General features: G+C 62.8%; 8 protein-coding genes. 2 read left to right on the forward strand and 6 right to left on the reverse strand.

The genetic code is table 11. The annotated features are described in order from the left end of the window. Positions 1-249 precede the first annotated feature (249 nt). Positions 250-540, reverse strand: a complete 291-nt coding sequence (locus ACWEKR_RS34610) for a hypothetical protein (RefSeq protein WP_452358099.1) — start codon at positions 538-540, stop codon at positions 250-252. A gap of 797 nt (positions 541-1,337) precedes the next feature. Between ACWEKR_RS34610 and ACWEKR_RS34615 the strand changes: the two genes are divergently transcribed. Then, positions 1,338-2,618, forward strand: a complete 1,281-nt coding sequence (locus ACWEKR_RS34615) for a cytochrome P450 (RefSeq protein ID WP_452358100.1) — start codon at positions 1,338-1,340, stop codon at positions 2,616-2,618. A 194-nt stretch (positions 2,619-2,812) separates the two neighbouring features. Here the strand turns inward: ACWEKR_RS34615 and ACWEKR_RS34620 are convergent, their stop codons facing one another. The 5 genes from ACWEKR_RS34620 to ACWEKR_RS34640 all read right to left on the reverse strand — a co-directional run bounded on the left by ACWEKR_RS34620 (position 2,813) and on the right by ACWEKR_RS34640 (position 11,996). After that, positions 2,813-5,311: an ATP-binding protein gene (locus tag ACWEKR_RS34620; protein ID WP_452358101.1), complete on the reverse strand. Its 2,499-nt coding sequence runs from the start codon at positions 5,309-5,311 to the stop codon at positions 2,813-2,815. 887 nt (positions 5,312-6,198) lie between these two features. Further along, a complete protein-coding gene (locus ACWEKR_RS34625; RefSeq protein ID WP_452358102.1) occupies positions 6,199-7,608 on the reverse strand; it encodes a pyridoxal-dependent decarboxylase in 1,410 nt (469 codons plus the stop codon). After that, positions 7,605-8,411, reverse strand: a complete 807-nt coding sequence (locus ACWEKR_RS34630) for an alpha/beta fold hydrolase (protein WP_452358103.1) — start codon at positions 8,409-8,411, stop codon at positions 7,605-7,607. Before ACWEKR_RS34630 ends, ACWEKR_RS34625 begins: the two co-directional genes overlap by 4 nt. After that, the gene (locus ACWEKR_RS34635; protein WP_452358104.1) at positions 8,408-11,677 is read right to left on the reverse strand and encodes an amino acid adenylation domain-containing protein; all 3,270 of its coding nucleotides are present in this window, start codon (positions 11,675-11,677) and stop codon (positions 8,408-8,410) included. Before ACWEKR_RS34635 ends, ACWEKR_RS34630 begins: the two co-directional genes overlap by 4 nt. A 100-nt stretch (positions 11,678-11,777) precedes the next feature. After that, positions 11,778-11,996 carry a hypothetical protein gene (locus ACWEKR_RS34640; RefSeq protein ID WP_452358105.1) on the reverse strand — a complete coding sequence of 73 codons (219 nt, stop codon included), beginning with the start codon at positions 11,994-11,996 and terminating at the stop codon, positions 11,778-11,780. A gap of 586 nt (positions 11,997-12,582) precedes the next feature. Between ACWEKR_RS34640 and ACWEKR_RS34645 the strand changes: the two genes are divergently transcribed. Then, positions 12,583-13,119 (forward strand): dihydrofolate reductase family protein, encoded by a 537-nt coding sequence (locus tag ACWEKR_RS34645; protein WP_452358106.1) that lies wholly within the window; start codon positions 12,583-12,585, stop codon positions 13,117-13,119. Positions 13,120-13,329 lie beyond the last annotated feature (210 nt).

The raw sequence follows: 13,329 nt of genomic DNA on the forward strand, positions 1-13,329 counted from the left end.
TCGGTCCTCCCTGGCTCGGATATCAGCCAGGGTCACCGACCAGGTGGTCCATTTTGAGTTGCCGCGCAGTGATCAGTTTTCACGTTCCGCCGACAGAGCGGAGTCAACGCCGACGGCTCCCGCGACATCTCCGGCACACGAAGACCTCCTCGACATGGAGCGGTTACGCGGCATGTCAAAGAGGTCTTCGCCGATCAGCAACTGCGCGCGCTTTTCACCGGACAGAGGCAACTTGCCTCGACCTCACGACTAGTTGCCGTTGTGATTGCCAACCAGCAGTGTCTCCGATCGGCCTTGATTCCCGCCGGGCACCACCTGCTGCTCATAGTTCATCATGGTGTTCGGCGGGCCGGCATCCACGCCCGAATCTTGGTTTCGGACAGCGAATACGCCGCCGACCGCGAACACCCCGCCAGCCAGCAGGCTGACCAGCGAGATCCCCATCCATCGCCGTAGGCGCCGATGGATTTCACCAACCCCTCGGCCCTGTGTGCGCTCGATCCGCGACGCACCGATCGTATCGACTTCCCGGACTTCCATTGATAATCCCTACTTTCACATGATGATCGAGCGCACTCGAGCACTCGATCGGAGCGGTGGCCGCCTGCTTCAGACAACAACAACTCACCGAACACGCCGCGGGCGCAGCCAGTTCGCGGTAGGCCTCGGGAGACGTAATCGGGGCCACGCCGCGAACGCCAGCGCTGCGCCGCACCCGCGGCATGGCTCAGCGCTGACCAGGCCGATGCGTTGAGATCCGGGCGAAGAAGTGGGCGCACGTCGGAAGAAGGTGGTCTGCCGCGATTCGTAGGCCCGTCCACTCCGCAGAGAACTACGCATCGGCGTAGACAGATGCTACGGGTACTGACCCCATACCCCGGTACGGGGGAAATGCCTACGATCGCCCTCCCGCACCGGATTATCTACCGTCATCTCGCCCTCCCGCATCAAAAGTGGCAGGCCACGAGAAGTACCGCGTCGTCTCGATAACCGGTCGACGAGCGAAGTATCTACTTAGACGCAATTGGTACCCGCTCGCCTCGCTACCGATGACGTCACCTCCGATAGCCGCGAGGCTGAGCGCCGACCGTAGGTACCGATTCACATGGAGAGAGATGCCGCAGCAGCCGTCCGTCGAGCGGAGCCCACCGCGCCGCTGCAGCACCTGGATTCGTTGAAGCCGCCACACCTATCGACAGGCGGTATACCCGGGGTGAACAGTTAGGCGCGCGTACTCACGCCGAGCACACGCGCCCGCCGGCGACGCCTCGACAGGAAGTCCGTTCGGAGACCACGCGGTTCCCGCCCGTCGATTATCACTTTGGAGTCATAGCCTGATGATTTCGCAGGACCCTGAGCAAGCTGAGGCCACTGTTGATGCGCGCCCCGCTCGGCCGTTCGATAGTGCTGACTCGAGGGTACCGCTGTATGCCCCGGAATTCGCTGCGGATCCATACAGCGTCTATCGGGAGATGCGCGTCCGCTACGGTTCACTGGTGCCGGTCGAATTGGCACCAGGTGTGCACGCCACGCTGGTGATCGGGTACCGCACTGGCTTGCGGATCCTCCACGATCCGGAAAACTTCCCGGCTGATCCTCGTGAGTGGCAGAAGAACGTTCCCGAGGACTGTCCCGTGCTGCCATTGCTGCAATGGCGGCCGACTGCTTCGCGAACCTCCGGACCCGAGCACACTCGCTACCGACAGGCAAGCGCTGCCGCCCTTGATGCGGTCGACCTACACACCATACGGGCCGATGTCGAGCGGATAGCGATACAGCTGATCAGCACATTCTCGCTGAACACCGGTGTGATGGACCTGATTCAGCATTATGCGTTTCCACTGGCCTTCGAAGTTATGAACACAATGCTGGGGTGTCCGCCTCAAATAGCACAAAAGATCGCCGCGGCAGCAGCCGCGATCGTCGAGGGCGTCGGTGCCGAAGATGGCAACAGACTGCTGATGGCGGCGATCATGGAGCTTGTCGAGCTGAAGAGCGCGAAACCCGGAGACGACCTCGCCACCCGGCTACTTCGCCATCCCGCCCGGCTCGACACCGAAGAGTTGCTCGAGCAGTTCGCCGTACTCTACGCCGGCGGTATCGAACCACTGCAGAATCTCATAACGAACACTCTGCTGTTGATCCTCACCGACGATCGATTCGCTGGAAGTGTCCTCGGAGGAAGTCTGTCGACCCGCGATGCGCTTGACGAGGTTTTGTTCAACAACCCCCCGATGGCGAATCTGGCGTTCTCCTATCCGCGGTACCCGATCCTCGTGGACGGTGTCTGGCTGCCTGCTCACCAGCCTGTTGTCATCAGCTTTGCAGGCTGCAACGACGATCCCGAGATCAGCAACGGCGGCCCGATCGGCAATCGCGCACACCTGGCATGGAGTGCTGGATCGCACATGTGTCCCGCCAGAACCCTGGCTTATCTCGTCGCCCAGGAGGCGGTCGAACAACTGCTCGATGCCCTGCCGGAAATGCGATTAGCTGTCCCGGAACACGAGTTGTCTTGGCGACCGGGTCCGTTTCAGCGCGCGCTGGTCACCCTTCCGGTGATACTCGGCACGCCTATGACCTTCAAGAACCTGTCCAGCCTCGATATTCCAGGATGAAGGCCGGAGCGAAACGCTCCACGAACCGAATGTACATCAGCGGAACAAGCCGTCTGCAGCAGCCTTCGCACCATGCGAAAGCAGCGAGCAGACGGTCCCTGCTAACCCGAATCACACACTCAACAGCCTGTAGACTTCCCCTGCGACCGCATCCGACCCAGGCACCACCGGCGGCCACCGGGCCTCGACAACGGTCAACACCGTTCTTCCCTGCGAACCCGATCCAGGAGACGGTCCGGCACGCGGCCGATTAGGTCGGTACGAGTCGTGATGTCGAGTTTCTGGAATACGGCAAGCATCTGCGAGCCGACCGTTCTCGGTGAACCGCCGCGGCGAGCGGCTATAGCGGTGTTCGTCCAGCCGGCCGCCGCCAGCAAAGCCACTTCGCACTCTGCGGCCGTCAGAGTCGACCAGCGAGTCGAGACCCTGGCACCGAGATTCTGCCGAGGGACAAAATCGCCCAAGGCGAATCGCTGCACCTCGTGTCGATCCGCACGCATCGCGGTGCCGGTCTCGTAGGCCGCGACGAATCTCTCGGCACCGAGAACCTCACGCGCGGCGTTCAAGGCGATCGTATTCTCGACTCGAACGTGTCGGTGCGCGGTCTCCCCTAGCCCCAGCATCGTGCGCAATAGCTTGCCGCCGCCGGCAAGGATGGCGATCTCGGTGGCTATTTCAGCCGCGTCTGCCGAGCATGCTGGAAGCTCGCGAAGGAGTCGCGCGAGCGACCACATGCGCACATGGACCGCCCACACCGATCCCCAATCGTCTCCTCGAGCACGCAGTGAACGTAGAGCACGTGCACCGACGGCGAGCGCTTCCCGAGGATCGCCGTGTTTGGTCTGGACGACCGCCCACGCGACTTCTGCCCAGCTCATAGCCACCGGCGCCTCGGATGCTACTGCCCTGTCGAGGTGTCGACTGCCAATCGTGAGGGCTTGCGCGGGTGTTCCGTACAGTCCCGCCGCAATCGCTTCGAGAAGTTCAGCGGTGGCCTCGTTCCCAAGATCGCCTACGCTACCGAATTTGGCGCGTGCTCGGCCGAGTACCGAGATCGAAGCCGGGTCGCCGTGTGCCAACAGAAGCATCGTTCCCCAGGCCATCTCGACGGCGTGCGGTATGCCGATGTCGGACTCGGGATCGGCGCGCCATGACGAGCGACTGCCGGGATCCCACCCGTTGACTGACATGGCGTCATCCAGCATGCGATCCGCCGCATCGTGTTCGCCGTGGCAAGCCATCAGCCAAGCAGCGAACGCCATCGCCGACACGCGCAGCACGGCAGGTTCGTTCGCCGGCGCAGCTGCGAGCGCCTGGAGCGCCCAGTTGCGGCTCTCGCTCACCTTTCCGAGAAGGAAGGGCAAGCGATGCGCGGACCGAGCAGTGATCATTTCAAGACCGAGGTGGACGGTTGCGGGGTTCGCACGCGATGTGGCGGCGGCCTCCTGTATGTTCTGCCAAGCTCCGCGCGTCCACTCCAGCGATGTCTGCTCGCCAGGCCCGAACGATGAAGCATGCGCTTCGAGAAGCCGATCGTGGTAATACCGAAGATGTGCTTGCGCCAAGGCGTAGATCTCGCCGGTGTCACGCTCTGCGAGGCGCTCCTGCGCGAATAGCCGCATGCTCTCCGTCAGGGTGTACCGCACAGCTGCGGAGCCGATGTGAGCAACGACAAGTGACTGGCCGACGAGGTGCTCGAGTAGGGCTTTGATCTCGGATCGGTGCAGAGCGAACGACGGATCCGACTGTACTGCAGGGGCGCAACACACGGTCTCGATCGCATCGAGAGTGGCGCCTTCGGCGGCCAGATCGCCGAATCCTTGGAACTCGGGCTCACATCCGGATACGAACACCGACAGTCGCTCGAGCAGAACTCGCTCTCGGGCGGTGCACAGTTCGTACGACCACATGAGAACTTCCCTGACACTCGTGTGTGAGGTGTCCTGCCCGAACCGGGTACGTGACGGCCAGCGTAGGCGCTGGTCGCCCACGTCTCCGCTGAGCCCAGCCAGAATCATCGCCAGGGACTCGCGCCGAAGACGGGATGAGGCATGCCGGATCAGCAGTGGATTGCAGTGGAGCCGGACGCAGATCTGCTCGATCAGTTTCGCCTGGTCTTCGGTTATCGTGATCGGACCCGCGAGCTGGGCGTGTTCTCGGAACAGGGCGGCCGCTTCGGTTCGAGAGAGCGGCGGCACGGCGATCAACTGCTCATCAATCCATCGCAAGGGCTCTTGGGAGGTCGCGAGTAAGGTGAGGCCGGAGACATCTCGCAGGAGATTGTCGACCAGCATCGCCGTAGCAAGGTGGACATGCTCGCATTTGTCGAGCACCAACAGCACTCGGTCCCCGATGTTCGACAGCATTTCGATCGTCCCCTCGACCGGGTCGGCATAGGGCAGATCTGCGGCTCCTACTGCGAGCGCTACTTGCTCGGCGACAGCGATCAGATCGGCTCTCGCCTCGACCCGCTCGAGTCGCGCCCAGAACACCGGGGCGTGTGTAGTTTTGGCGAACCTCCGCGAAAGCTCGGCAGCGAGCCGTGACTTCCCGATTCCGCCAGGACCGATCACGCTGATCAAGCGACCAGGCTCAAGGAGAAGCCGACCGACCGCATCGAATTCGAACTCTCGACCGATAAACGAACTCGCCGCCGCCGGCGGATTCCCGGCGCGGTTCAGCTGCTTCGCCATAACCTGAACAGATTACGCGGGCCGACCGCGGGCGGAAGCATCTCCGCGGCCGTCGGCACGAACCTACCTAGGTAACGCCGCGACGACCATGCGAGACGTCCGCATCCTGGACTGGTGACCCTTCGCGGTCGACCGGTGGGCCGGGAGGATCAACGAAATATGTTGGAGGTCTTCGACCTGACCATCTACGTCGACGGGAATGGCTTCTAGGCAACTGCGTGCCGACCAGCGGGCGGAGCCTGAACCTGCAACACTGTCTCGTCTCGACCCGAGCGCTCACCACCCGCCATCGGACCACGTACTTGACGCTTATACCCCCGCAATGGGTGTTATCAGCGGCAGCTTCACCGGGCAGTGACAGCATTGGTAGTTCATGACCTCCCGGTCGAATTCGAAGCGTCTGGCGATTCGTCGAGGACTCAGCGCAGGAACGCCAGGTTCCGACCGTCGCAGGCGGGTTCGGGTCGACTCGCGCTAGTTCGTCCAAGGTCCGGCGCGGGTTCCCGATAGAATCAGATCGATTTTTACTGCTCTGTCCTTGATGCGAGCTGCATCAGCGAGGTGGTTCAAACTCGGAGGAAGTTGCGAATATCGGAGTGTCGCATCGTAGAATTCCTGGGCCAGCCTGCTTCCGATGTAGCGACAGGTATCGTTATCGACAGATTCCCAATCTGGACCGGAACCGCTTTTCTGCAGCGCTCAGCCGATGCATCCCAGTCTCGGTTGGACATACGGTCGACCACGCGACCGCTCGGCAGATCTCGTACAGGTCGATGTCTGACCAAGTACATCGATAAGCCGACCGGTGGCCACGAGGAATGCGGCTGCGCAGCCGGATGATCTCAACCGGCGACTATGTCATGGAGCTGGTCGAGTCAGGTCGACGATCAGACCGAAGCGCAGGCTTCGCGCAGCAGCTGCCACGTTGTTTCGAGATGGGTCGGTTCGGTGTGCTCCTGCCCGACGGACAACCGCAGCAAGACCGAATCGTCGATCCTGGCGTGGGTAAGGAATGCCTTGCCGGAATCATTGACCGCGTTCATGACGTACTCGCTGGCGACGTTCCCGCCAATGTGCCGGAAGCACACGAGGTTCAGCGGACTCGTGGTCACCAACTCGAATTCCGTTGATGCCGCCACCATCCCGGCAAACCATTGAGCAGCCTTGATATGGCGGCGGACCATGGCGCGCAGCTCCGCGGCACCGTAGCTTCGCAATACGAACCACAACTTCAGCGCCCTGAACCGCCGACCGAGGGGTATCTGCCAGTCCCGGTAGTCGATGACGGCGCCTGATTCGGAAGCTGCGTTGCGCAGATATTCCGGCAGAACGCTGAGTGCTGCGATCAGGCTGGCTCGGTTCCTGACGAAGAAGCAGGAGCAGTCGAAGTTCGTCAATAACCACTTGTGCGGATTGAAGCAGTAGCTATCAGCTCCGGACAGGCCGGCTATCAGGTGTCGGAACTCCGGACAGATCGTCGCGGTCCCTACCATGGCCGCGTCCACGTGCAGCCATACGCCGTACTGCTCGCAGATTCCCGCGATCGCGGCCACCGGATCGACGGCGTTGGTGGCGGTCGTGCCAACCGTGGCTGCAACAAAGCACGGGGTCCTGCCGACAGCGAGATCGGCCCGAATGGCCTCCGCCAGGGCGGGCGCCGACATCGACAAGTCCGCGTTGGTACTGATCCTGTGCAGGTTGACCGAGCCGATCCCAGCGATTCGAACCGCCTTGTCAATCGAACTGTGTGCTTGATCGGTGGCATAGACGACGAGCGGAGCGTCGATACCCGATCGGTTGGACTGACCGTTGGTGGTCCGTTCACGCGCTGCCAAGAGCGCGCACAGCACAGCGCTCGAAGCGCTGTCCTGGATGACGCCACCTCCCGCGCCGTCGCTGCGGAAACTGTCGGGCAAGCCGAGCAGCTCCACAAGCCAATCCAGGACATGCGATTCGAGTTCGGTGCACGCGGGGCTGGTAAGCCACATCATTCCCTGCACGCCGAGACCGGCCGAAACCAATTCGCCGAGGATGGACGGCCCGGAATTGTTCGCCGGGAAGTATCCGAAGAATCCAGGCGATTGCCAATGCATGAGACCGGGCAGGATTACCCGATCCAGGTCGGCTATGATCGCGTCGAATTCTTCGCCGTCCTCGGGCGCGGTCGCCGGGAGCTGAGATCTGACCCACCCGGGCTCGACGCGGGACTTCACCGGGTATTTGTCGACATCAGAGAGATAGTCGGCGACCCAGTCGACGACCTTGTACCCGTTGCGGCGAAACTCCTCAGGAGTCATGCACTGGCTTCTTTCGAATTCATGAGAGGAAGCTCGGTACGGCGGTCGTGCTGGCTGATTGTATTGACGAGCGCGGCGAATTCTGCTGGGTGGCTGATGTGACCTGGGTGACCGGCCCCGGCGAGTTCTCGATACTCCCCGAGAGGTACGAGTTCCGCAAGTTTAGCGGCGGTGTGCCGATGGTGCGGCAAACTTTCGGCGCCCGCCGCGGTCAAGATCGGGCACTGAAAGGCCAGCGGGTCGAAGCTGGGCTCGTCGTCGCACAGCATGCGCATCTCCGCCACCAGCGACTCACCTTCGCTTCGCCGCTTGTCCCGTAAGCGCTGGGGCAGTTGCTCCCATCCAGCGTCACCGAGAACCTCACGGACGACGGCTTCCGCAGCGTCGGCGGGTGTCAGACCTCGGTCGAGGGCCAGCACTTCCCACGGCGCCCGGTCCGGCCACCAAGGCAGCCATGGCAGTGGAGGTTCGTAGGCCACCACGGCGCGTACCCGCTCCGGATAGCGCCCTGCGACCGTAAGGGCCACTGTCGCGCCGTAACTGTGCCCGACTAGGAGGCTCTGCTCACCCGTCGGCAGTATTGCGAGCAAGTCCGCAACATTCTGCTCCAGGTTTCCAGGCGTGAGTGCCGCCGACGCGCCCCACCCGCGCCGGTCATAGGTGGTTGTGTCCCATGCCGGAAGTTCGTCCAGTACGCGGCGGAAGCTTCCCGACTCGTCGAGTGTGCCGTGCACCAGAACCACCTGACCAGGCTTGTCGCCGCATTTCGCGCGCCTCGTGCGAGAACGGATGTCGGCGGTCATATGCTGACCAATCGCGGATGGTCGTCTGCGCTTTGCGCGATCAAGTCGGCGATCCCAGCAGGAGTCGGGTCCGCAACGACCGCGTCGACCTCCAAGACAACACCCAGGTGGTCCTCGGCAGCGGTGAGTAGTTCCATCAACGACAGCGAATCGCCACCGAGGCTGAAGAAATCCGACTTCGCCCGTACACGGGTCTGTGGTAGCCGTAAACACGAAGCGAATAGCCGCGACAACTCCCAAACCTGCCGTGCAGTCCCCTGGGCGGACATCGCAGTCGAGTGTCGATCTCGTTCGACCGAAGTGGAGACAGGCGGTGTCTCCAGACCCGATGACGCCGGTGCGGCAGGGATCATGGGGGGCATACCAGGCTCATCCGAGAGCGGCGGCCTCCCAGGAGCCGCCGATGCCGTCGGCTCTGTATCCAGTGCGCCGAACCGCAGCTTGCCGGTCGACGACTGTTGCGGTCCGTCGACTCTGTTGATGACCGACGGAACCATGCCACTGTGCAGCCGACGCCGCAGATGATCGCGCGCCGCCGCCTCGTCCCAGTCCCGCTGATCACTGACGACGGTGGCCACCAATCGTCCGTCCCGCAGCTCCACCGCCGCATGCCGAACCCCGGGTATGCCTGCCAAGGTCCGTTCGATCTCCTCCAACTCGACCCGCTGGCCACGGACCTTCACCTGCCGGTCTACCCTGCCGACATACTCGATCCGGCCGTCCGCCCGCCACCGGCACAAGTCACCGGTGGCATACATCAACTGACCAGGCCGAGTTGCCAACGGGTCAGGTTCAAAACGCTCCCGCATCAAGTCGGCTCGCCCCACATATCTGCCGATCCCGACCCCACCTATCCAAAGTTCTCCCATGATGCCGACTGCGGCCGGTCGACCACCGTCATCGATGATGTAGGCGCGCTTGTTCACGATGGGGGCACCGATCGCTGGATCACCCTCACCGGGCCTGCATTCGTGCCACGTGCTCCAGATCGCACCTTCCGCCGGGCCGTATAGGTTGAGCACTCGTCGTTGCGGTGCCGACAGCCGCGCCGTCAGCGCTTCGGTTAGTACTTCCCCCGCCGCTGCGGCGATCCGCAGCTCGGGCAGCGCCAGTTCGGGCAACGTCTGCCAAGCCGTCGGAGTCATAGCAGCCACGGTGATCGCCTCATCACACAAGATTCGATGCAAGATCGGACCGACACAGGTAGTGGCGTTCGGCGCGAGAACCAGACGCGCTCCAGCGGTGAGACCGAGCATCAAATCGAACGGCCAGCCGTCGAAGTTCATTGAGAACCATTGCAATATCCGGTCCTCGGAGCTGACTCGGAACGTCTGCCGTTGCGCGACCCGCAAATTGATCAACGCTTCGTGGTCGACGGATATAGCCTTGGGTGTGCCGGTCGATCCGCTGGTGAAGACTACGTATGCGGTATCGCCGGGGCGTACGCCGGACACTATGGGCGCCGGTCGGCGAGCATCGGCCAGCTCCTGAAGGTCGACCGTGACGATCGGCACGGAAGCCGGGACCAGCCCTCGGGCCACGGCAGCCAATCGCTTTTCCGTGCACAACACCGTGATCCTCGCCTCGGCGAACATGCCGCGCAGACGTTCTCGTGGACAGGCGGAGTCGGCACCGAGGAAGGCACCGCCTGCCCGGCCGATTCCCAGAGCGCTCACGAATGCTTCAACGCTTCGGTCAGCGAAGATTCCTACCACGCTGGTCGGCTCGACACCCCTCGCTTGCAATCGGTCGGCCAGTACATCCCCCGCTCGATCCCATTGGCCGTAGCTGATTTCCACATCACCGTGTTGCAGGGCTATCGCGTGCGGGGCACGACGCCCGTATTCGGCCACCACCTCCATCCACAGCCGCTCACCGTCCAGCACTACGGGACGGTCGTTCGCCGCTCGCAGCAAATCGATATCGGCCGAGGTCAGCGCGAGTTCTCGGCGCCGCGCTTGTTGCTGATCCGGGTCGACCTGCCCGGCCTTCCTCTCGCCCGCGCCGGACACCTGCATCGTCACCCGAACCGGGCTTCGGGTGTTGCCATGTGGGCCCCATTCGATCGGATCATCGGTGAGCTGAAATGAGCTGTACCGCTCGAGAAAACCGAGTATCGCCAATCGCGCGGCCTGTTCGGCATCGGCGCTGCCTACACAGTGGTGTCGCCCGAGTGCGAAGCCGAGGTGTTTCCCCTGGGTCCGGTGAATGTCGAACCGGTCCGGATCGGGAAATTGGCGGGGATCGAGATTGGCCGCGCCGAGCAGGACGACGATGGACTCGTCGGCCTTGATCTTTTGGCCACCCAACTCCAGATCCGTGGTGGCTTGCCGCGCAACATACTGACTCGACCCGTCCAAGCGCATTATTTCGTCGATCGCGGCACTGATCAGAGTTGGATCTTCGCGAATCATGTCGACTTGGTCGGCGTACCGGGACAACAGTACGATGCCGTTGGCCACCAAATGCGTCAGCGTCTGGTATCCCCCGCCCACAAGTACGATGCAGTTCGCCGCTATCGCGTCCAAAGCCGACTCCAGAGCGTCTCCTCCGAGGTCGGGGCCGGCCAGGCAGTTGGCCAGCATGGTGATGAGATCGGTGCCGGAGCCACCTCGGCGGCGGCGAGCCTCCTCGCGCAGGACCTCGCACGCATCCAAGAGCGCAGGGATGACCGCGCGATCACGGACATGTGGGAGTGTGGCCAGGCTGCCGAGTAAGGTCTCGTACGCGCCCGCCCAGGAGGAGACATCGGCGGTACGGTCATCGAGCCCCAGGCGGGAAGCGATGAGCGCGGTCGGCAGCGGGCCTGCGAAAGTTTCCACCAGATCCACAGTGCCGTGCTTTGGCAGCGTGTTCAGTAACCCGTCGACGATTTCCTGTACGCGGGCCGCGCGGGCCGCGACTGCTACCGGGATGAAAGCTGGCTTGAGGGCGGTTCGGATTATGGTGTGCTCGGGTGGGTCCAGAAACAGCATCTGTTGCGACACCAGACAGGCGACACGGCCCACATCGGACATTCCCCGAGCCGTCAGCGCGTGCTGGTCGGGGATTCGCGCGGAACGAAAGCGCTTGTGGTCACGCAAGACGGTTGCCGATTCCGGGTAACCGCTACACACCCAGACCTTGCCTACCTCGTCCCAAAAGACGGGCGTGAGTTCCTGGACAGCCCGGCGATAAATTGATGGATCGGCGATGACATCACTGCTGGAAAGGCGATGGACGCCATGCCTTTCCCGCTGATATCTGCGTTGTGGGATCATCACCATTCCTCTGATCTACCCGGTCGGCCACTTGCCCTCCCAACCACGCAGTGGGTACACATCAGGGATATGCAGGCTGAATTGGAGGATCGCGCAAACATCAGCATCACCACCGGTGGGATTCGGCAAGCCACTGGGACGCCGGCCCTTCCCCGGCGACGCCCATCATGACGGTCAAGCAGTCGGTCTCGCTGGCAGCGACGGCCGCCCCACCGGCCAAGCCTGCATGAGACGCTGCAATATTCGCCTGCGCAACCGCGCCGGAGCCGGACAGCAACCGACTGGTGTTCACTTCCGGCAGCGATGCGAGATGATCGAACTCCATGCATCAGCCTTCTGCTCGAAGCGGCTTCGGCTACCCGCCGAACGCCGCGCCCCTGATCAAGGACTCACAGTCCCATCCAGGACGCATAGGCGGTATGGGGGAAATGCCTACGACGAACAAGCCGCTTTCGCCGTCGCCAGCACGACGCAACTGGCCACGCTCCGCTTGGGGCCGTGACGACGAATGAGCTGGCGTTGCCGAGCCGACCTGTGGCGCGATCGGGGTGCCCGTAGGTGTGGTCGACATCGATCACCGCGCCATTGCGGGATGTCGTGGCGTGACCCAGGCGAAGCTCTTCCCCGCGCAGCCCGCCAGGTCCGGCCTAAGTTGTTCGGGTTGCGCATCCCAATGTTGGGAACCTCACCGTGACGGTTCACGTGATAATCGGCAACGCGACCCGACCGAGCATTGGGTACCGATGCGCTGGCATACAACGGACCATCAGTCACGACGTCTGAAGGGCGCGGCGTGCGACTTCCCGTCCATTTGTGTCCAGATGCGAGCGTATAGGTTAACTAACCAACTGCACCTATGAGCGTGCGAGTGAATTGAGTGGAGGTTTCTAATGAGTGCGGTTCGTCTGAACATGACCATGTCGCTGGATGGGTTGTCCACTGGCGGGGAAGGGGATCTGTCAAGGATTCACGATTGGATCATCGGCGCCACCGGCCCGGTCGGGCGCAGTGCTGGTGTGGTCGCCGACTACTTCGCGACCACAGGCTCATGGGTGATGGGGCGACGCGCCTTCGAAAGTGGCCTCGAGCCGTGGGGCCCGGAGCCGCCGTTCGCCCAGCCGACCTTCGTCGTCACGAACCAGAAGCGTGACCCGTTGATCATGGGCGCGACGACCTTCAACTTCGTGGCCGGTGTCGCCACTGCGGTTGCCGAGGCAAGGCAGGCTGCCGGGGACAGCAATGTCACCGTCATCGGTGGCGCCGATATAGCCACGCAGTGCCTGAATGATGGTCTGATCGACGAATTGGAGATACATGTCGTGCCGCTGCTGCTGGGAACGGGCACCCGTCTGTTCGATCGACTGGAACTCGAGCCGACCGCACTCCAGATTACTGAAGTAATCGATACTCCGGAAGTGACCCATATCAGGTACGCAATCAAGCGATGAGGCATGGGTGCCCGCCGCTCGATGTGCTCGCATACGCCGTCACTCTACGGCCACGTTCATGTTGCCCCCGCGGCCTGCTGTCCGCAGGAATACGGCAGACCGAAGGTCTACGCAGCCAACTGATGGCAGTCACCTGATATCGCGAACGTCGTAGCGCGTCACGCTGGCCGACATCCTGCGCACAGACGGCCACGTCCACCGGGCACTGCC

It is taken from the genome of Nocardia sp. NPDC004573 (assembly GCF_053602135.1).

What these genes read in the sequence shown, in the direction of transcription:
- ACWEKR_RS34610 (WP_452358099.1), bottom strand. Translation starts at nt 540, where the DNA reads ATGGAAGTCCGGGAAGTCGATACGATCGGTGCGTCGCGGATCGAGCGC.
- ACWEKR_RS34625 (WP_452358102.1), bottom strand. Translation starts at nt 7,608, where the DNA reads ATGACTCCTGAGGAGTTTCGCCGCAACGGGTACAAGGTCGTCGACTGG.
- ACWEKR_RS34640 (WP_452358105.1), bottom strand. Translation starts at nt 11,996, where the DNA reads ATGGAGTTCGATCATCTCGCATCGCTGCCGGAAGTGAACACCAGTCGG.
- ACWEKR_RS34645 (WP_452358106.1), top strand. Translation starts at nt 12,583, where the DNA reads ATGACCATGTCGCTGGATGGGTTGTCCACTGGCGGGGAAGGGGATCTG.
- ACWEKR_RS34635 (WP_452358104.1), bottom strand. Translation starts at nt 11,677, where the DNA reads ATGGTGATGATCCCACAACGCAGATATCAGCGGGAAAGGCATGGCGTC.
- ACWEKR_RS34620 (WP_452358101.1), bottom strand. Translation starts at nt 5,311, where the DNA reads ATGGCGAAGCAGCTGAACCGCGCCGGGAATCCGCCGGCGGCGGCGAGT.
- ACWEKR_RS34630 (WP_452358103.1), bottom strand. Translation starts at nt 8,411, where the DNA reads ATGACCGCCGACATCCGTTCTCGCACGAGGCGCGCGAAATGCGGCGAC.
- ACWEKR_RS34615 (WP_452358100.1), top strand. Translation starts at nt 1,338, where the DNA reads ATGATTTCGCAGGACCCTGAGCAAGCTGAGGCCACTGTTGATGCGCGC.